The following is an 18,663-nucleotide window of genomic DNA, read 5'->3' as shown; positions in this document are numbered from 1 at the left end:
GTCACGCTCACTCGGGGGCGCTGATGTCCTTGGTGACGTCGTACTTGGTGACGTCGATCGTGTAGGTCATCGACTTCGCGCCGGGGAAGAAGACGCCGGTGAGTCGAGCGGTGCGCAGGTAGCCCTTGTCGTCGACGCGGTAGGTGGCGTCGAAGGAGTCGCCGTCGGCGCACGGGAGGATCGCCCGGATGGCGTCGCCGGAGGCCTTGCCCTCGTAGGTGCGGAACACCTCCTTGTTGTCGGTGCCGCCGCGCTCGGCCTTGCCCTCCGACATGTCGGTGCTGCTGGTGAGCACGCCGGAGACGCCGGAGGACGGCGACAGCAGCGTCGCGGGATCGGGGGCGCAGAGGTCCTTGGGGTTGAACTGGTCGGTCCAGCCGCCCAGCAGCGCGTAGTTGATCCAGAGCTTGCCGTCGACCGAGATGACCGGGACGTCGGCGGCCGAGAAGCCGGAGACCTTGCCCGACACCGAGCCCTCGAACGACTCCGGATCGGCGACGACCGTGCCGCGCGCCGAGGAGAGGTAGTTGACGCCGGGGTCGTCGCCGGTGGAGAGCTCGAGCTCGACGCCCGAGGTGTCGTCGAGCAGCTTCTTCGCCTCGGCTCCGGCCTCCTTCCAGCCGGTCGGCCGGTCGCCGCCGCTCCCGCCGTCGCCGCTGCACGCCGTGAGCGCGCCGAGCGCGACGAGACCGGTGAGCACGCCGGCGGCGAGCCGGGCGGGGTTCGCGGGTCGGACGGTTCGGGCAGAGCGGGTGGAGCGGGCGGTTCGCATGCCCTCACCCTGACACACGACCGCAGCCTCACCCATCGGACGAGCCGCCGTCGGGTGCCGGTGCGGCGGCCTCGGCGGGGGAGCCCCCGACCACCGCCGCGAGCGGGCCCGCTGCGGCGGCGATCGCCTGCGCTGCGGGGACGCCGGATCCGTCGCGTCGTCCGATGGCCTCGGGCCGGTCGACGGGGGCGCCGCTGGCGGCCGCGGCCCTGGCGGGCGCGGGGCCGGCCCAGGCGAAGACGATGGTGTCCTCGCCCTTGAGGAAACGGTGGCAGCGCACGCCGCCCGTGGCGCGTCCCTTGGCCGGGTACTCCCAGAAGTCGGTGACCTTGACCGATCCGGCCTCGGTGCCGGGCAGCGCGGTGGAGGAGCCCGAGGAGGTGACGAGGACGACGCCGCCCGGTGCGGTGAGGTCGAGCGCGCCGAACCACACGACGGTCTCGCTGCCCGCGAGGCGCACGCCCGCCATGCCGCCGCCCGATCGGCCCTGGGGGCGGACGAGGTCGGCGGCGAAGTGCAGCAGCTGGGCGTCGGTGGTGATGAAGCAGAGCTCCTCGCGGCCGGTGCGCAGCTGGACGGCGCCGACCACCTCGTCATCGTCCTTGAGGGAGATGACGTCCCACTCGTCCTTGTTGAGCACCTCGGGGTTGACGCGCTTGACGACGCCCTGGCGGGTGCCCAGGGCGAGGCCCGGCCCGTCGGTGGTGAGGGTGGCGAGCGCCAGCGCCCGCTCGCCGGGGGCGAGGTCGACGACCTCGGAGAGCGGCAGGCCGCCCTGCAGGTTGGGCTCGTTGGCCGAGGCCGGGATCGCCGGGAGGTCGAGCACGCCGAGCCTCACCAGGCGCCCGCGGCTGGTGAGGACGCCGATCTCGGCGCGTGCGGTGGTGGCGACCGCGGAGACGACGACGTCGTGGTTGGTGCGGGCGCCGCCGGACCCGGGCGCCTCGGCGCTGCTCGTGCGGGCCAGCAGACCGGCCGAGGAGAGTAGGGCGAAGCAGGGGTCGTCGGGCACCTCGAGCGGCGCGCTGGCGGCGGTGACCGCGGTGCCGGCGGACTCGAGCAGCACCGTGCGCCGGGGCGTGCCGTAGGTCTTGGCGACCTCGCCGAGCTCGGTGGAGACGACCTTCTTGAGCAGCGCGGTGTCGGCGAGGATCGCCTCGAGCTCCTCGATCTCGCGGCGCAGCTGCTCCTGCTCCTTCTCCAGCTCGATGCGCGAGAAGCGGGTGAGACGGCGCAGCTGCATTTCGAGGATGTACTCGGCCTGGGCCACCGAGAGGTCGAAGACGCTCATCAGGCGTTCCTTGGCCGCCGCGGAGTCGTCGCTGGTGCGGATGACCTGGATGACCTCGTCGATGTCGAGCAGCGCGATGAGCAGGCCGTCGACCAGGTGGAGGCGGTCGGCCTTCTTGTCGCGCCGGAACTGCGAGCGACGCCGCACGACGTCGTAGCGGTGGTCGAGGAAGACCTCGAGCAGCTCCTTGAGGCCCAGCGTGCGGGGCTGGCCGTCGACGAGCGCGACGTTGTTGATGCCGAAGGACTCCTCGAGCGGGGTCAGCTTGTAGAGCTGCTCGAGCAGCGCCTCGGCGACGAAGCCGTTCTTGACCTCGATGACCAGCCGCAGGCCGTTGGCGCGGTCGGTGAGGTTCTTCATGTCGGAGATGCCCTGGACCTTCTTAGTCTGCACCAGGGTCTTGATGCGCTCCATCACCTTCTCGGTGCCGATGCCGTAGGGCAGCTCGGTGACCACGATGCCCTTGCGGCGTCCGATCGTCTCGACCCGCGCGGTGGCGCGCATCTTGAACACGCCGCGGCCGGTCTCGTAGGCCTCGCGCACGCCGTCGAGCCCGACGATCTTGCCGCCGGTGGGCAGGTCGGGGCCGGGGATGAAGCGCATCAGGCCGTCGACGTCGGTGTTCGGGTGCTGGATGAGGTGACGCAGCGCCTGCACGACCTCGACCAGGTTGTGCGGGGCCATGTTGGTGGCCATGCCCACCGCGATGCCGGTGGTGCCGTTGACCACGAGGTTCGGGATGGCCGAGGGCAGCACGCTCGGTTCCATCTCGCGGCTGTCGTAATTGGGTCGGAAGTCGACGGTCTCCTCGTCGATCGACTCCGTCATCGCCACGGCGGCCGGGGCCATGCGGGCCTCGGTGTAACGCATCGCCGCGGGCGGGTCCTCGCCGCCGGGGGAGCCGAAGTTGCCGTGCCCGTCGACCATCGGCAGCCGCAGCGACCACGGCTGGGCGGTGCGCACGAGGGCGTCGTAGATGGCGCCGTCGCCGTGCGGGTGCAGACGACCCATGACCTCACCGACGATGCGGGCGCTCTTGGAGTGACCGCGATCGGGGCGCAGGCCCATGTCGTTCATCGTGTAGAGGATGCGGCGCTGCACCGGCTTGAGACCGTCGCGGGCATCAGGCAGGGCGCGGGAGTAGATGACCGAGTAGGCGTACTCCAGGAACGACGACTGCATCTCGTCGCGGATGTCGGTGTCGAGGATGTGCTCCTCGAAGTCCTCCGGGGGAGGGCCGCTCTTCGTGCTCCGTGCCATGGGGGCATTCTCCCGTCCGCCCCCGACGGTTCGCGCACGGGCACGCCGTCGGCCCCGCGGTGCCGGGGGAGGAGGCGCTAGATTCGGGGCGTGACCCCCGCCGATCCGACTCCCACGGAGGAGATCGAGGCTCCGCCCGCCCACTGGGAGGGCGACGTGCTGCTGCGCGACGGCAGCACCGCGCACATCCGCCCGATCGCGCCCGAGGACGACGAGTTGCTCGTCGAGTTCTACGCGAGGGTCTCCGACACCTCGAAGTACTACCGCTTCTTCTCGCCGATGCCGGTGCTGAGCGAGCGCGACGTGCGCCGCTTCACCCACGTCGACCATCGCGATCGCGTGGCCCTGGTGCTCGTGCTGCAGGAGAAGATGATCGCCGTCGGCCGCTACGACGTCGTCAGCCCCGGTGAGGCGGAGGTCGCCTTCCTGGTCGAGGACAGCCACCAGGGCCGCGGCATCGCCCAGCTCCTGCTCGAGCACCTGGCCCAGGCCGGGCGCGAGCGGGGCGTCGAGCGCTTCATCGCCGAGGTGCTGCCCGACAACTCCCGGATGATCCAGACCTTCCGCGACGCCGGCTACCGCGTGGTCTCGGGCTACCAGGACGGCGTCATCGCGCTGGAGTTCCCCATCGACCCGACCGACACCGCGATCGGCGTGATGCACGATCGCGAGCACACGGCCGAGGCGCGCTCGATCGACCGCTTCTTCCACCCGCGCTCGGTCGCGATCATCGGTGCCAGCCGCCGCCAGGACACGGTCGGCCAGGTGCTCGTGCGCAACCTCGTCACCGGCGACTTCACCGGCCGCGTCTACGTCGTGAACCCCAGCGCCCCCGCCGTGTCGGGCATGCCGGCCTACAAGAACGTCAACGACATCCCCGACGACGTCGACGTCGCCATCGTGGCCGTGCCCGCCGAGGCCGTCACCGACGTCGTCCTCGACTGCGCCAACAAGGGCGTGCACGGGCTCATCGTCATCTCCTCGGGCTTCGCCGAGACCGGCGAGGAGGGCCGCCGCCGCCAGCGCCACCTCGCGGGTCTCTGCCGCTCCTACGGTCTGCGCCTCATCGGGCCCAACTGCCTGGGCATCGTCAACACCGACCCCGGCGTGCAGGTCAACGCATCGCTGTCGTCGGTGATGCCCGCGCGCGGGCGCGCCGGGTTCTTCTGCCAGTCCGGTGCGCTCGGCTCGGCGATCCTGGAGAAGGTGAAGAACCGCGGTCTCGGCATCTCCACCTTCGTCAGCGCCGGCAACCGCGCCGACGTCTCGGGCAACGACCTCCTGCAGTACTGGGAGGAGGACGACGCCACCGAGGTCGTGATGATGTACCTGGAGTCCATCGGCACCCCGCGCAAGTTCTCCCGCATCGCGCGGCGGGTCTCGCAGCGCAAGCCGATCGTGGCGGTGCGCTCGGGCCGCACCACCCAGGGCGTGCCGATGGGCCACACCGTGCGCCGCATCGGCGCGCCGCAGGCCGCGGTGGACGCGATGTTCCGCCAGGCCGGCGTGATCCAGGTCGACACCCTCGACGACATGTTCGACGTCGCCCAGCTGCTCGCCCACCAGCCCCTGCCCCGCGGACGACGCGTGGCCATCGTCGGCAACTCCGACGCCCTGGGCCTGCTCGCTTCGGACGCCGCGTCCGCGGTCGGCCTGGTGGTCAACCGTTCGGTGGCGCTGGGTGCCGACGCCACGGCCGAGGACTTCGAGGACGCCCTCGACGACGCGATCGACGATCCGGACGTCGACTCGGTGATCGCGGTCTACATCCCCCCGCTCGACGTGTCGGGCGAGGAGGTCGCCAACGTGCTGGCGGCCGTGGGGGAGCAGTCCGACAAGCCGCTCGTCTCCAGCTTCCTCGGCGCCGAGGGCATCCCCGAGCTGCTGCGCGTCCCCGACGTCGCCGGCTCCTCCGCGGGTCGCGGCTCCGTGCCCTCCTACCCGGCCGTCGAGGCGGCCGTGCGGGCCCTGGCGCGGGTGGTGGAGTACGCGGTGTGGCTGAGGGTGCCCGACGGCCCGCCGGCCGAGCCCGAGGCGATCGACGACCGTGCGGCCCGGGTGCTGGTGGAGCGCGTGCTCGAGAGCCCCGAGATCGCCGAGTCCGACCGCGAGGTCGAGCTCGACCAGGACACGCTGAGCGAGCTGCTGGCCGCCTACGGCATCGAGCTGTGGCCCACCCTGACCGCCCACACGGTTGATGAGGCGATCGCCGCGGGCGAGCGGCTCGGCTGGGACGTCGTCCTCAAGTCGACGCTGGCGGCCGTGCGCGAGCGCCCCGACCAGGTGCACGTGTGGCGCAACATCAGCGACGCCCACGACATGCAGGAGTCGTGGGAGAGCCTCAGCCGGCTCGTCGACCCCGCGGTGGGCCGCTTCGTCGTGCAGCGCAACGCCCCGACGGGCGTGCCGATCGCGGTGCGCACCTTCGAGGACCCCCTATTCGGCCCGGTCGTCTCGTTCGGCATCTCCGGACCCGTCATCGAGCTGCTGGGCGACTGGTCCTACCGCATTCCGCCCCTGGGGCGCCACGAGGTGAGCGCCATGGTGCGCGAGGTGAAGAGCTCGCCGCTGCTGTTCGGCTACCGGGGCGCCGACCCGGTCGACGTCGCGGCCGTGGAGGACCTCATCGCCCGCGTCGCCGCGCTGCAGAACGACCTGCCCCAGCTGAGCTCGCTCGAGCTGTCACTGGTGCTCGCCGGCGTGGACGGCGCCCGGGTGCTCACCGCCGGCGCCCGGGTGGCGCCGGTCAGGGACCCGCGCCCCGACTCGTTCGTGCGCCGCATGACCGACCTCGTCACCACCATCCCCGAGTAGCAGCCGACCAGCGGCCGGGCAGCCGCTCACCAGCAGCCCACCGACGCCACCGCGGCGGCGTGCGTGCGAGGATGCACGCATGTCGCACGCACGTGTCCACCCCGGCGAGCACCGCGATCGCAGCGCCGACCTGCGTGCCGCCATCGACCGCACCGGCTACTACCCCGAGGTCGTCGCCGACGCCGTGCGCGACGCGCTGGGCGGCGAGTCGGTCGTCTCGTTCTACGTGCACCACGAGCCGACCTTCGAGCGCGACGAGGTGCGACGCCACCAGACCGTCGTCCTCCTCACGCCGACGCGGCTTGTGCTCGCGCACACCGACGAGCACGCGGGCGACGACCTGCTGCCCGAGCCGTACACCTCCACCTCCACCGAGGCCGTGAGCCTGGGCGCGGTGGCGAACGTCGTCGTCACGCGCATGGTCACCAACCCCACGCAGGGCCCGCGCCCGCCGGCCGAGGCCGTGCTCACGATCGGGTGGGGTGCGGTGAGCCGCCTCGACCTGGAGCCCGCCGGCTGCGACGACCCCCAGTGCGAGGCCGACCACGGCTACACCGGCACGTCGAGCTCCGACGACTTCTCGCTGCGGGTCTCGGCGGCCGCCGACGGCGCCGACGCGGTCGCCGGTCTGCTGTCGTTCGCCGCCTCGCTCTCGGCCCTCACGCGCGGCTGAGCCGCGTGCAGCAACCGACCGGGGTCGAGACCGGCTTCCAGGAGCCGGCCTACGGCGTCCGTTCGCTCGGCGATGTCGTCCCGGCCGTGGCGGCCGCGCTGGGCACTCCGCTAGGCGCCGCGCCGTCCGACCTCGAGCTGGCGGCGGCGTCGTCCTACGTGGTGTTCCTCATCGACGGCCTCGGGGCCAACCTGCTCGCCCGCCACGCCGACACGGCCCCCTACCTCTCCTCGCTGCTGGCCGACTCGGCGCCCGGCACGGCGGGGGTGCCCTCGACCACCTCGACCTCGCTCACCTCGCTCGGCACCGGCCTGACCCCCGGCGCACACGGGCTCCTCGGCTACACCACGCGAGTTCCGGGCACCGACCAGCTGCTCAACGCCCTCGCCTGGGACCAGGACGTCGACCCGTTGCAGTGGCAGCCCCACACCACGACGTTCTCGTCGCTGCAGGCCGACGGTGTGCGCGTCTCGGTGGTCAACAAGCGCGAGTTCGATGGCAGCGGCCTCACCGTGGCCGCCCACCGCGGCGCCGACTACGTGGGCGTGGACCGGGTGGGGGAGCGCATCGCCGCCGTGGTGGCCACGTCGCGGGCGAGCCGGCGCGAGGCGACGCTGACCTACGTCTACGACGGCGACCTCGACTGGACCGGCCACCGCTGGGGCGTCGCCTCCAGCCCCTGGCTGCAGCAGCTCGCCATGATCGACCACGAGGCCGAGCAGCTGCGCGAGGCGCTGCCGGCCGACCGGCGGCTGCTGGTGATCGCCGACCACGGCATGGTCGACGTCCCCGCCGACACCCGCGTGGACGTCGCCGCGGTACCCGAGCTGCGCTCGGGCGTCGCCCTGCTCGGCGGTGAGGCGCGCTTCCGCCACCTCTACTGCCGCGGCGGTGCCGTGGACGACGTGGTCGCCACGTGGCGCGAGACCCTCGGCGAGGCCGCGGAGGTGCTGACCCGCTCCGAGGCCGTGCTGCGCGGCTGGTTCGGCCAGGTGGCGCCGGACGTGCTCCCGCGCATCGGCGACGTGGTGGTGGCCGCACGCGGCACGACGGCGGTGCTCGACAGCGAGACCTTCCCCTACGAGGCGCGGCTGATCGGCATGCACGGCTCGCTCACGCCCGACGAGATGCTCATCCCCCTGCTCGCCGACTGAGCGCGGATCGCGCTCAGGCGAACGGCAGGGGATCCGGCGAGAGGCTCACCGCACGCGCCCGCGCGGCCGTGAGCCCGCGCCGGTGGTGCTGGCGGCAGAGCACCTCGTAGGCGACCTCGACCTCGTCGTCCACCGCCGCCGGGGCGGGGGCGTCGGCGTCGTCCACGTCGCCGACGACGATGACCTCGCCCTCGGTGACCATGACGCCGTTCTCGGTGCGGGCGTTGTGGGTGGCCCGCTTGCCGCACCAGCACAGCGCCTCGACCTGCAGCACCTCGGTGCGGTCGGCGAGCTCGACCAGACGCGCCGAGCCGGGGAAGAGACGGGTGCGGAAGTCGGTGAGGATGCCGAAGCAGAAGACGTCGATCTGCAGCTCGTCGACCACCTTGGCCAGCTGGTCGATCTGCTCGGGGGTGTAGAACTGCGCCTCGTCGCAGATGAGGTAGTCGATGCGCGCGCCCTGGGTGAGGGCGTCGACGGTGAAGCGCCAGAAGTCGAAGTCGGGACTGACCTCGAGGGCGTCGGCGCGCAGGCCCAGGCGGGAGGAGACGATCGCCTCGCCGGCCCGGTCGTGGGAGGTGAACAGTCGGCCGGCGCGACCGCGGGCCGCGTGGTTGTGGTTGGTCTGCAGCGCCAGCGTCGACTTCCCGGCGTCCATCGTGCCGGTGCGGAAGGTGAGCTCGGCCACAGCGGCGTCCTCTCTGGCGGATGTCGGCGGGCGATCGGCGGAACGGTCGGCGGGTGCAAGGTGACGGTTGGCTGAACGATCGACATATTCGACGTCCAATCGCCGTGCGCCGCCCTGCGCGGGCCCCAGACTAGGGGCAGGCCCGGTCGCTCCCGACCGGGCCTGCCGTGCGCTTGCCCCAGGGACGGGGGAGGCGACCGGCAGCCGACGGCGCGAGGGACCGCGCCACGACCTCTTCTCTGGTGGGATCAACGATGCAGATGCGCGACGCGCGCCCGTCCGGTCCGAACGGCACGCTTCCCGGGGACCGGTGGAACGCCCAGTGGGCTGTGGCGGTCGGGGTCCTGGTGCTGGTCCTGGTGATCGCGGCGGTGATGACGACGATGGGTCGCCACGCCGGGCTGCGGTCCGTGGCCGGACCGGTCACGCCGTCGGATGCCGCACCCGCCACCGAGGCGGCCCCGGCCCCCGCGCCGGCCTCGGTCGCGCCCGCCACGCAGGGTGCGCTGCTCACCTCGCCCGTGGTCGCCGCTGCCGCTCTGCGCAGTGCGGGCGCCCTGGACGGCGTCCCCGCCGCAGCGCTCAGCGCCTACCAGCGCGCGGCGACGGTGATCAACGGTGCGTCGTCCGGCTGCCGGCTCGACTGGGTCGTGCTCGCCGCCGTCGCGGCGGTCGACTCCGACCACGGCCGCGGGCTGCCCGGCGGCCCCGTGCACACCGTGGCCGCCGACGGCACCGTGAGCCCCGCGATCGTGGGCCTGCCCCTCGACGGCCAGGGCGGTCGCGGGCTGGTCGACGACACCGACGCGGGTGCCCTCGACGGCGACGAGCGCTTCGATGCGCCGGTCGGCCCGTTCGGCCTGCTGCCCTCCACCTGGACGACGGTCGCCGTCGACGCCGACGACGACGGCGTGCGCAACCCGCAGGACCTCGACGATGCCGCGCTCGCCACCGCCGTGCTGCTGTGCAACGGTGGCGCCGACCTCTCCCAGCCGCTGGCCCTGCGCACCTCGCTCGGGCGCCTGCGCGCCGGCACGGGCTACGCCGACGCGGTGCTCGCGGTGACCGGTCGCTACCGCACCCAGTCGGCCGCGGCACTCGCCGCCGCGCCGGTCGCGGTGCCCGTCACCTACGTCGACGTGCCCGCCGCCGAGCAGCGCCAGACCGTGCGCCCCGTGCTGGTCGCCTCCGGTGCCCGGGGCCCGCGCCCCGCCGCCGCGGTCGCGACGCCCCCCGTGCGCGAGCCGCGTCCGGTGCGCCCCAACCCGCCGGCGCCCGCCGACGGCCCCGAGACCGACCCGACCGGCCCCACGGATCCGACCGACCCCACGGATCCGGCCGACCCCACGCCGACGGACCCGACCGACCCCGTGGACCCGGCGAACCCGACTCCGACCGACCCGACGGATCCCGGCACCTGCCCGGTGCCCGAGGGGCCGATCGACCCGAACGCCCCGCTCGACCCCGACGCACCGCCGAGCCCGACGACCACTGCGGCCACTCCAGCGGGCACCGACGGCGCGTCCGACACCCCGGGTGCCCCCGACCCCGCCGGCGAGCCGGGCAGCGACGCCTGCACCGTGCCCGTGCCCACCGCCTCGGTGCGCGCGGCCCGCCGCTGAGCCGCAGTCGATCAGGAGGCGGGACGCACCCGCAGCAGGACGTCGCGCCCGTCGCCGTTGTCGGTGGTGAGGAGCAGCGTGCCGCGTGAGGTGGCGGTGACGTCGCGGATGCGGCCGTAGCGGGTGAGCGCCGCCGGCACGGTGACCGCACGCAGTCCGCCGGTCGATCCGATGGTCAAGAACATGACCCGCTTGCCCTTGAGGACGCCGACCGCGAGCGTGCCCCGCAGAGACCCCCAGGCCGCGCCGCGCACGATGTCGGCCCCCGAAGGCGCGATGGTCGGGGAGCCTGAACGCCAGACCGCCTCGAACTGCCGGCCGGGCAGGCGCTGGTCGGTCATCGGGACGCTCTCGTTGTAGCCGGGCACCGGGTTCCAGCCGAAGTCGCGCCCCGCGCGGATGAGGTTGACCTCGTCGTCGCGGTCGGAGCCGTGCTCGACCGACAGGATGGAGCCGTCGGGGCGCATGGCCAGGCCCTGCACGTTGCGGTGGCCGTAGGTGAAGACCAGGCGGCGGTTGCCTGTGCCGGAGAAGTGCGGGTTGCCCTTGAGGGGGCGCCCGGTCATGCGATCGACGCGCAGCACCTTGCCGCCGAGGGAGTCGAGGTTGCGCGGGTTGGTGCCGATCGCGGCGTCGCCGGTGCCGACCATGAGCGCGCCGCTCTTGGCGATGAGCAGGCGGCAACCGCCGTGGCGTCCGGTGCTGACGGGCAGGCCGGTGACGAGCGCCCGGGTGAGGCTCGCGCGTCGCAGCGTGGGGTCGAGGGTCCAGGCAACGACGCGGACGTCGCGTCGTCCACCTGCCTGCCAGCCGGAGCAGGTGTAGATGCGCCGGTTGCTGCTGAAGGCGGGATCGATGGCCAGCCCGAGCAGGCCGGTCTCGCCGCTCACCCAGATCGAGGAGTTGGGGAAGCTGAGGTCGTAGCGCCGCTTGCGGGCGGTGTCGACGATCGTGAGTGCGCGGCGCTCGCGCTGGGTCAGCAGCAGCTGGCCGCTGGGCAGCTGCTGCACCTCCCAGGGGTGGTCGAGCCCGCGCGCCAGCACGTCGACCTTGAGCGCGGGCGCTCGCAGCGACGGCAGCTTCGCCGTGGGCGAGGACGACGGGCGCTCGGCCGCCGAGGCGACCTCGGCCGGTGCGCCCGGAGCGCTCGCGATGAGGAGGACGGCCAGCAGTGCCACGAGACGGGGCTTCATGGCTCGACCGTACGCCTGCCCTCCGCGCCTGGCGAGGGCCCGGAGGGTCCCGGTCGCCGAGGCGTCAGAAGGTGTGCTCGGTGCCGGGGAAGCTGCCCGCCTTGACCTCGCCGTCGTAGGCGCGGGCCGCGTCGAGCAGCACCGAGCGCAGGTCGGCGTACTGCTTCACGAAGCGGGGCAGCCGGCCGGTGCGCAGGCCGAAGGCGTCCTGCCACACCAGCACCTGCCCGTCGCAGCCGGCGCCGGCGCCGATCCCGATGGTCGGGATCTCGAGCTCGGCGGTGACCTGGGCGGCCACGTCGCCGGGCACCATCTCCATGACGACGGCGAAGGCACCGGCGTCCTGCACCGCGCGGGCGTCGCGCAGCACCCGCTCGGCGGCGTCGCCGCGGCCCTGCACCCGGTAGCCGCCCAGAGCGTGCTCGGACTGCGGGGTGAAGCCGATGTGGGCCATCACCGGGATGCCGCCCTGCGTCATCCGCTCGATCTGGGGCGCCATCTCCACGCCGCCCTCGAGCTTCACGCAGTGCGCGCCGCCCTCCTTCATGAAGCGCGCGGCCGTGAGGTAGCCCTGCTCGGGCGAGGCCTGGTAGGAGCCGAACGGCAGGTCGCCGACCACGAGCGAGCGCGTGACCGAGCGCGCGACCGCACGGGTGAGCGGCAGCATCTCCTCGACCGTGATGGGCAGCGAGGTGGCGTTGCCGAGCACGTTGTTCGACGCGCTGTCGCCCACGAGTAGCACCTCGATGCCCGCCTCGTCGAAGATCTGGGCGGTCAGCTGGTCGTAGCTGGTGAGCATCGAGAAGCGCTCGCCGCGCTGCTTCATCTCGCGCAGGTGATGCGTGCGGATGCGCTTCACCGGGGCCGAGGTGGACGCCGGGACCGCCGCTGCGCCGCCGTAGGGGGCGGTCTCCTCGGGGGTGGGGGTGCTGCTCATCGTCGAGCTCCGTTCGTTGACTCGCGGCCCGCCGGTGCGGGTCCACGTTCGTGGGTTCGAGGCTAGTAGCGGTCCGCGCGCGCCGGGGAGGACGTCGGGTGTGCGGTGGGTCACCCGGCCTCCTCCCTAGACTCGGGCGCGTGGACTTCTACTCGGCCTACGCCCACGGGTTCGCCCGCGTCGCCGCGGTGACCCTGCCCGTCGCCCTGGCCGATCCCGCCACCAACGCCGAGCGCACGATCGAGCAGGCCCGCGCCTGCCACGACGACGGCGCCGCGCTCGCGGTGTTCCCCGAGCTGGGGCTCACCGGCTACTCCGTCGACGACCTCTTCGGCCAGGACGTCCTCCTCGACGCCGTGGACGACGCACTGGCCGCGATCGTCGAGGCCAGCCGCGACCTGCGCCCGCTGCTCGTGGTCGGCGCGCCCCTGCGCGGTCGCCACCGGGTCTACAACTGCGGCGTGGTCATCCACCGCGGCGTCGTGCTGGGGGTGGCGCCGAAGTCGCACCTGCCCACCTACCGGGAGTTCTACGAGGCGCGCTGGTTCGCCGCGGGCGGCGACGAGGTGGCCGAGCGCACGATCACGGTGGCCGGCCACGAGGTGCCCTTCGGCGACGACCTGCTCTTCGCGGCCGCCGACGTGCCGGGGCTCGTCGTCCACGTGGAGGTGTGCGAGGACATGTGGGTGCCGGTGCCGCCGAGCGCCCGCGCGGCGCTGGCCGGCGCCACCGTGCTCACCAACCTGTCGGGCAGCCCGATCACCGTGGCGCGCGCCGAGGACCGCCACCTGCTGGCCCGCAGCGCGAGTGCGCGGTGCGACGCCGCCTACGTCTACGCCGCCGCGGGGCAGGGGGAGTCGACCACCGACCTGTCGTGGGACGGCCAGACGATGGTCTACGAGATGGGCACCCTCCTCGGTGAGAGCGAGCGATTCCCCGACGGTCCGCGGCGCACGGTCGTGGACGTCGACCTCGACCGCCTGCGTCAGGAGCGCCTGCGCCAGGGCACCTTCGACGACAACCGCCGCCGCACCGGCGGCGCGGAGTTCGAGCGGATCGAGTTCGTCGTCGACCCGCCGGCCGGCGACATCGGCCTGCGGCGCCGGGTCGCCCGCTTCCCCTTCGTTCCGGACGACGCCGCCCGCCTCGCGCAGGACTGCTACGAGGCCTACAACATCCAGGTCTCGGGCCTCGAGCGCCGCCTCGCCGCGATCGGCCAGCCGAAGGTCGTCATCGGCGTCTCGGGCGGGCTGGACTCCACCCACGCCCTCATCGTCGCGGCGAAGGCGATGGACCGGCTCGGGCGCCCGCGCAGCGACATCCACGCCTTCACGCTGCCGGGTTTCGCGACCGGCGACACGACGAAGTCGTACGCCACGCGGCTCTCGACCGCGCTGGGCTGCACCTTCGCCGAGATCGACATCCGCCCCGCCGCCACGCAGCTGCTGCACGACCTCGACCACCCGTTCAGCGACGGCGAGCCGACCTACGACATCACCTTCGAGAACGTGCAGGCCGGCCTGCGCACCGACTACCTCTTCCGCCTGGCGAACCACCGCGGCGGCATCGTGCTCGGCACCGGTGACCTCTCCGAGCTGGCGCTGGGCTGGTGCACCTACGGCGTCGGCGACCAGATGTCGCACTACAACGTCAACGCCGGGGTGCCGAAGACCCTCATCCAGCACCTCATCCGCTACGTGATCGAGTCGGGTGAGCTCACCGGCCGGGAGGGCGAGGCCCAGGGCGAGGTGGAGGAGGTGCTGCAGGCGATCCTCGACCAGGAGATCACCCCCGAGCTGATCCCCACCCGCGAGGGCGAGAAGCCGCAGGCCACGGAGGACTCCGTCGGCCCCTACGCCCTGCAGGACTTCACGCTCTACCACGTGCTGCGGCGCGGCTACCGGCCGAGCAAGATCGCCTTCCTCGCCTGGCACGCCTGGCGCGAGGCGGAGGCGGGGGAGTGGCCGCCGGGCTTCCCGGCCGAACGCCGCCACGCCTACGACCTGGCCACGGTGCGCCGCTGGCTCGAGGTGTTCATCCGCCGCTTCTTCGCCAACCAGTTCAAGCGCTCCGCGCTGCCCAACGGCCCCAAGGTCAGCCCCGGCGGCACGATGTCGCCGCGCGGCGACTGGCGGATGCCCTCCGACGCCAGCGCGGCGGCCTGGTTGGCCGAGCTCGAACGGGTGCCGCGGGGCGGGTAAAGAATCGAGCGGGATGCTCGCGCCGATGGCCTCGCACGACTAGCGTGCGATGTGGCGCGGGTCACAGCACGTGGCCGCTGCCGCTCCTGCTCCCGCTCCCGAAGGAGAAGCCGGATGGCTCACCCGATCCGCCCCGCATCGGCTGCGCACCCCACGGTGTCGGTCGGGGTGCTGCTCCAGGCGCTCGGCATCGTCCTCGTCGCGGTGGCCTCGGTGGGCGCGCTGCTGTTCGTCCTGCGCATCGTGCTCGCCCACCTGGTGCTCTCCGCCCAGCTCTGAAGGGCGTCAGCAGGCGTCATCACCATCCGGCGGCGAACCTTAGCCGCCCCTTAGCCCTGCGCTGGAGCGACGTTAGCCGCGCAGCGACGAGTCTCTCCTCATCGATGAAGCACCACCGCCCGCCGGCGGTCGGACCCGAGATGAGGAGAGCACCATGAACCGCACGATCGCACTCGCCGTGGCCGGAGGCGTCGCCCTGGTGGGCGTCGGGGGAGTCGGCGCCTGGGCGCTGGCCGACGACGGTCGCGGCGACCGGATCGAGCGCGGCACCTGCGCCGCCGTCACCTACGAGCTCTCGGCCGAGGAGGACGACGGCGCGCTCGAGGTGTCCTACGAGCTCACCTCCGCCGCACCCGACGAGACCTGGCAGATCCGACTCACCCAGGACGGTGCCGTGCTGGTCGAGGGCGAGCGGCGCACCGACGCCGACGCCGAGATCGACCTCGACGCCATCGCCCGCCAGAGCGATGAGAGCACCTTCGAGGCCGTCGCCACCAGCGCCGACGGTCGCACCTGCACGGCCACCCTCACCCGCTGACCGCGCCGCACCGCGCCGCACCGCGCAGCCCCGTCCCACCCACCCGCATCCACGAACAGGACATCGACATGCCCACGCTCCGCCGCACCGCCGCCCTCGCCGCCACCGGCACCCTGATCGCCACCACCGCCGCCGCTGCCGTCGTCACCTCGGCCGGACCGGCCTCCGCCGACGTCGAGCGCCGCGGCGCCTGCAGCACCGGCACCTGGGAGCTCTCCGCCGACCGCGAGGGCCGGGCGTTCGAGGTCACCGTCGACCTCGACCGACTCCCGGCCGGTTCGACCTGGCGGATCCGACTGGCCCACGAGGGCAAGGTCGTCACCTCCGTGACCCGCCGCGCCGACCGCGAGGGCGAGATCGAGCTCGAGCGCCTGCGCCCGAACACCGCCGGCAAGGACACCTTCCGCTTCTCCGCCACCCGCGTCGGTGGCGGCACGTGCCGCGGTGGGCTCGTCACCCGCTGATCCTCAGGCGCCGCCCAGGCGCAACCGCACCAGCGCCCCGCCGAGGTCGGAGCGGTCGAGCACCAGCTCGCCGCCCGCCTCGGCGGCGGTGCGTTCGGCGATCGCCAGGCCCAGACCCGTCGACCCCGCGCCGGAGCGTCCGCGGGCGCGCACATCCACCCCGTCGGGCAGCCCCGGGCCGGCGTCCTCGACGCTGATCGCGACACCGCCGCGCGCCCCACCGTCGTCCGGAGCCCCCTCGAGGACGACGCGCGCCTCGACGCCGGTCGGGGTGTGGGAGAAGACGTTGTCGAGCAGCACGTCGAGCGCGGCAGCGAGGTCGTCGGCGCTCGCGCGCACGAGCACTGCCCCGGCTCCCGGCAGGCGGTCGTCGAAGGTGAGGGTGCGGCCCTCGTCGTCTGCGAGCGAGGACCAGAAGGCGACGCGCTCGGCGACGACGGCGCGGGCGTCGGCCACTGCCACGATGCCCTCGCGCTCGGAGCGCCGGGCCTCGGCGACGATACGGTCGACCACCTGCTGCAGCTGGTCAAGGTCCTCGGCGAGCCGGGCCCGCTCCTCGTCGCCGGGTGCTGCGCCCGCCGTCTCGAGACGCAGGCGCAGTGCCGTCATCGGGGTGCGCAGACGGTGGGCGACGTCGGCGTTGGTGGCGCGCTCGCGCTCGAGGAGGGTGCCGATGCGCTCGACCAGGCGGTTGAGGGTGAGGGCGAGCTCGCGCACCTCGGGCGGCCCGTCGGGCTCCACTGGGGCCGGCAGCCGGGGGCGGTCGCCCTCGTCGGGGGACCCGAGGCGGCCCGCGTAGTCGGCCAAGCGGCCCAGCGGTGTCGTGAACGACCGGCCCAGGCGGTCGGCCAGCACGAGGGCGCCTGCCAGCAGGGCCAGTCCGAGCACGAGCAGCACCGTCCAGCCGGCCAGCAGCCGCCGGTCGAGCCCGGGGCCGGTCACGAGCACACGCACCACCGGCGTCTCCGCGGACGACGCCGTGCTGGCGCCCAGCGACACCGGCACGAGGATCTGGGTGCCGGCATCCACGTCGTCCACGCGCGCGAGGCCGGTCGACCGTGCCTGGAGCACGCGCCGGTCCTCGCCGGGGTCGGGGCCGACCGCATCGCCGTCCGGGTAGAGTACGGTGGTGCGGATGCCGCGGTCGTCGTTGACCCGCTCGAGGTAGATGCCGACCGAGCCCTTGCTGCCGGTGGCCACGACGCTCTCGGTGGCCTGCACCTCGAGGGCCGCCCGGGCGAGGAGGTCCTCGCCGGCGAGGTCGCGCATCAAGATCGCCACCGGCACGAGCATCGCGAGGAGCACCATGCTCACGGCGGCTGCGACCGTGAGCATCAGCCGACGCCGCACCTCAGGCGCCCTCGGGTGCGCTGAGCCGGACCCCGACGCCGCGCACCGAGTGCAGGTACTGCGGATCCGCGGCGGTCTCGCCGAGCTTGCGGCGCAACCACGACAGGTGGACGTCGACGGTCTTCTCCGAGCCGCCCCACGCCTGCTGCCACACCTCGGTGAGCAGCTCGCGCTTGGTGACGACGTCGCCGGCCCGCTCGGCGAGGTGGCGCAGCAGGTCGAACTCCTTGGGGCTCAGGTCGAGCTGCTCGTCGTCGAGCCGGGCCTGGCGCGCCGGCACGTCGATGCGCAGCCGCCCGACCACGATCTCGCGCGAGGCCGCACCGCCGGCGCGACCGACCCGGCGCAGCACGGCGGTGATGCGAGCCGCCAGCTGGTCGACGGTGTACGGCTTCACGACGTAGTCGTCGGCCCCGCCCTCGAGGCACCGCACGAGCGTGGGGTCGTCGTCGCGCGCGGTGGCCACGATCACCGGCACGTCGCTCACCGCACGCAGCATCGAGAGCACCTGCGTGCCGTCGACGTCGGGCAGGCCGAGATCGAGCACCAGGAGGTCGGGGCGCAGCTCGACGGCGGCGTTCAACCCGGCCATGCCGGTGGCCTCCGAGCGCACCGCGTGGCCACGCTCGGTGAGCGCGCGCACCACCAGCGGGCGGATGCGTGCGTCGTCTTCGACGATGAGCAGCTGGGCCACGCCCGCAACCTACCGGCGGGGGTGCAGGATGACCGGGTGCCCCGGACCGTCCCCCGTGCGCGGATCCCGCGCCCCGCCCGCTACGCCGGCGCGTGGGTGCTGGCCGCCGCTCTCGCCGTCGCGGTGGGCGTGACCGCCACGACCCTGGTGGGCGGGAGCCTGCGCGAGCGCGGGGTGATCGGCAGCAGCGACCTCGTGGGACGCGCCGAGATCGACCGGGTGGAGCCCGACCCGCAGGCAGCGGCGGTGAGCGAGGAGATCGCGGGCCGCTTCGGCGCCTTCCCCGTGACCTGCCGCGGATTCGCCGCCACGGCCACCGCCCCGCGCCCCGCGCCGGGCTGGCGGACCGTCAGCTTCGAGCAGGGCCCGGACGACGACGTGGACGCCGTGTTCGTCTCCGGGCGCCGCTCGATCGAGATCGAGGTCTACTGCAACCGGGGTCGTCCGCGGTTGGGCGAGACCGAGGAGAAGGTGCTGCCGAGCGGCGCCTCCTGACGTGCTGTCTGCGAGCCGCCGCTAGCCGGGGTGGAAGTCGCTGAGGCGGAGATGGGCGCCGATGAGGTGGCCGTGGCCGTGGCGGTCGTAGAGGGGTCGGAAGCGGTGGGTGCCGCGGGGGGTGACGAGGCGTCCGAGGCCGTGGGGGGTGATCCAGGCGTAGATGCCGGGGGCGAGTTGGGTGCAGCGGTAGCCGAGGTGGGTCTTGGCGCGGTGGTCGCGGCGGGTCAGGGGTGCG

General features: G+C 73.6%; 16 protein-coding genes and 1 pseudogene. 9 read left to right on the top strand and 8 right to left on the bottom strand.

The features are described 5' to 3' along the window. Positions 1–7: 7 nt before the first annotated feature. Together ACERUN_RS10165 and ACERUN_RS10160 are read right to left on the bottom strand one after the other, a co-directional pair. A complete protein-coding gene (locus tag ACERUN_RS10165; RefSeq protein ID WP_370289807.1) occupies positions 8–772 on the bottom strand; it encodes an LppX_LprAFG lipoprotein in 765 nt (254 codons plus the stop codon). A 28-nt stretch (positions 773–800) separates the two neighbouring features. Next, positions 801–3,323 (bottom strand): DNA topoisomerase (ATP-hydrolyzing) subunit A, encoded by a 2,523-nt coding sequence (locus ACERUN_RS10160; RefSeq protein WP_370289806.1) that lies wholly within the window; start codon positions 3,321–3,323, stop codon positions 801–803. Positions 3,324–3,413: 90 nt separating this feature from the next. On the opposite strand from ACERUN_RS10160, the gene ACERUN_RS10155 reads away from it, so the two are divergent. The 3 genes from ACERUN_RS10155 (at position 3,414) to ACERUN_RS10145 (ending at position 7,964) form a co-directional block, all read left to right on the top strand. Next, a complete protein-coding gene (locus ACERUN_RS10155; protein WP_370289805.1) occupies positions 3,414–6,137 on the top strand; it encodes a GNAT family N-acetyltransferase in 2,724 nt (907 codons plus the stop codon). A 79-nt stretch (positions 6,138–6,216) separates the two neighbouring features. Beyond that, positions 6,217–6,810, top strand: coding sequence for a DUF5998 family protein (locus tag ACERUN_RS10150; protein ID WP_370289804.1), 594 nt, complete (start codon positions 6,217–6,219; stop codon positions 6,808–6,810). 5 nt (positions 6,811–6,815) lie between these two features. Beyond that, positions 6,816–7,964 (top strand): alkaline phosphatase family protein, encoded by a 1,149-nt coding sequence (locus ACERUN_RS10145; RefSeq protein ID WP_370289803.1) that lies wholly within the window; start codon positions 6,816–6,818, stop codon positions 7,962–7,964. A 13-nt stretch (positions 7,965–7,977) separates the two neighbouring features. On the opposite strand, the gene ACERUN_RS10140 is transcribed toward ACERUN_RS10145, so the two are convergent. Then, complete coding sequence (locus tag ACERUN_RS10140) at positions 7,978–8,652, bottom strand: thymidine kinase (protein WP_370289802.1); 675 nt, start codon at positions 8,650–8,652, stop codon at positions 7,978–7,980. Positions 8,653–8,906: 254 nt separating this feature from the next. Here ACERUN_RS10140 and ACERUN_RS10135 point away from each other — a divergent pair, with 254 nt between their 5' ends. After that, entirely contained in the window at positions 8,907–10,274 is a 1,368-nt protein-coding gene (locus ACERUN_RS10135; RefSeq protein ID WP_370289799.1) for a hypothetical protein, read from the top strand. A gap of 11 nt (positions 10,275–10,285) precedes the next feature. Here ACERUN_RS10135 and ACERUN_RS10130 read toward each other — a convergent pair whose 3' ends face one another. Both ACERUN_RS10130 and panB read right to left on the bottom strand, forming a co-directional pair. Then, complete coding sequence (locus tag ACERUN_RS10130) at positions 10,286–11,467, bottom strand: sorbosone dehydrogenase family protein (RefSeq protein WP_370289798.1); 1,182 nt, start codon at positions 11,465–11,467, stop codon at positions 10,286–10,288. 64 nt (positions 11,468–11,531) lie between these two features. Then, entirely contained in the window at positions 11,532–12,404 is an 873-nt protein-coding gene (gene panB / locus ACERUN_RS10125; RefSeq protein WP_370289797.1) for a 3-methyl-2-oxobutanoate hydroxymethyltransferase, read from the bottom strand. Between the two features lie 140 nt (positions 12,405–12,544). Between panB and ACERUN_RS10120 the strand changes: the two genes are divergently transcribed. The 4 genes from ACERUN_RS10120 (at position 12,545) to ACERUN_RS10105 (ending at position 15,886) form a co-directional block, all read left to right on the top strand. Then, a complete protein-coding gene (locus ACERUN_RS10120; RefSeq protein WP_370289796.1) occupies positions 12,545–14,605 on the top strand; it encodes an NAD(+) synthase in 2,061 nt (686 codons plus the stop codon). 114 nt (positions 14,606–14,719) lie between these two features. Continuing rightward, on the top strand, positions 14,720–14,884 hold the full coding sequence (locus ACERUN_RS10115; protein WP_370289795.1) for a hypothetical protein: 165 nt from the start codon (positions 14,720–14,722) through the stop codon (positions 14,882–14,884). 154 nt (positions 14,885–15,038) lie between these two features. Continuing rightward, on the top strand, positions 15,039–15,422 hold the full coding sequence (locus ACERUN_RS10110) for a hypothetical protein (protein ID WP_370289793.1): 384 nt from the start codon (positions 15,039–15,041) through the stop codon (positions 15,420–15,422). A gap of 68 nt (positions 15,423–15,490) precedes the next feature. Continuing rightward, a complete protein-coding gene (locus ACERUN_RS10105) occupies positions 15,491–15,886 on the top strand; it encodes a hypothetical protein (protein ID WP_370289792.1) in 396 nt (131 codons plus the stop codon). A 3-nt stretch (positions 15,887–15,889) separates the two neighbouring features. Here ACERUN_RS10105 and ACERUN_RS10100 read toward each other — a convergent pair whose 3' ends face one another. Next, a complete protein-coding gene (locus ACERUN_RS10100) occupies positions 15,890–17,221 on the bottom strand; it encodes an ATP-binding protein (protein WP_370289791.1) in 1,332 nt (443 codons plus the stop codon). Between the two features lie 16 nt (positions 17,222–17,237). After that, on the bottom strand, positions 17,238–17,930 hold the full coding sequence (locus ACERUN_RS10095) for a response regulator transcription factor (RefSeq protein WP_370289790.1): 693 nt from the start codon (positions 17,928–17,930) through the stop codon (positions 17,238–17,240). A 36-nt stretch (positions 17,931–17,966) separates the two neighbouring features. Between ACERUN_RS10095 and ACERUN_RS10090 the strand changes: the two genes are divergently transcribed. Further along, positions 17,967–18,425: a hypothetical protein gene (locus ACERUN_RS10090; protein ID WP_370289789.1), complete on the top strand. Its 459-nt coding sequence runs from the start codon at positions 17,967–17,969 to the stop codon at positions 18,423–18,425. 21 nt (positions 18,426–18,446) lie between these two features. Here the strand turns inward: ACERUN_RS10090 and ACERUN_RS10085 are convergent. Further along, positions 18,447–18,663 (bottom strand): annotated as a pseudogene (locus tag ACERUN_RS10085) (hypothetical protein); the annotation flags it as partial.

The sequence above is a fragment of the Nocardioides sp. genome, assembly GCF_964229035.1.
Lineage (GTDB): Bacteria > Actinomycetota > Actinomycetes > Propionibacteriales > Nocardioidaceae > Nocardioides.
Note: the sequence above shows the minus strand (reverse complement) of the source record. Positions and strands in the feature narration are given on the sequence as shown.

Bases quoted from the DNA above. Each gene is read 5' to 3' on its own strand.
- ACERUN_RS10165 (WP_370289807.1), bottom strand. From the start codon at position 772: ATGCGAACCGCCCGCTCCACCCGCTCTGCCCGAACCGTCCGACCCGCG.
- ACERUN_RS10160 (WP_370289806.1), bottom strand. From the start codon at position 3,323: ATGGCACGGAGCACGAAGAGCGGCCCTCCCCCGGAGGACTTCGAGGAG.
- ACERUN_RS10150 (WP_370289804.1), top strand. From the start codon at position 6,217: ATGTCGCACGCACGTGTCCACCCCGGCGAGCACCGCGATCGCAGCGCC.
- ACERUN_RS10135 (WP_370289799.1), top strand. From the start codon at position 8,907: ATGCAGATGCGCGACGCGCGCCCGTCCGGTCCGAACGGCACGCTTCCC.
- ACERUN_RS10130 (WP_370289798.1), bottom strand. From the start codon at position 11,467: ATGAAGCCCCGTCTCGTGGCACTGCTGGCCGTCCTCCTCATCGCGAGC.
- panB (WP_370289797.1), bottom strand. From the start codon at position 12,404: ATGAGCAGCACCCCCACCCCCGAGGAGACCGCCCCCTACGGCGGCGCA.
- ACERUN_RS10115 (WP_370289795.1), top strand. From the start codon at position 14,720: ATGGCTCACCCGATCCGCCCCGCATCGGCTGCGCACCCCACGGTGTCG.
- ACERUN_RS10110 (WP_370289793.1), top strand. From the start codon at position 15,039: ATGAACCGCACGATCGCACTCGCCGTGGCCGGAGGCGTCGCCCTGGTG.
- ACERUN_RS10105 (WP_370289792.1), top strand. From the start codon at position 15,491: ATGCCCACGCTCCGCCGCACCGCCGCCCTCGCCGCCACCGGCACCCTG.
- ACERUN_RS10100 (WP_370289791.1), bottom strand. From the start codon at position 17,221: ATGCTCACGGTCGCAGCCGCCGTGAGCATGGTGCTCCTCGCGATGCTC.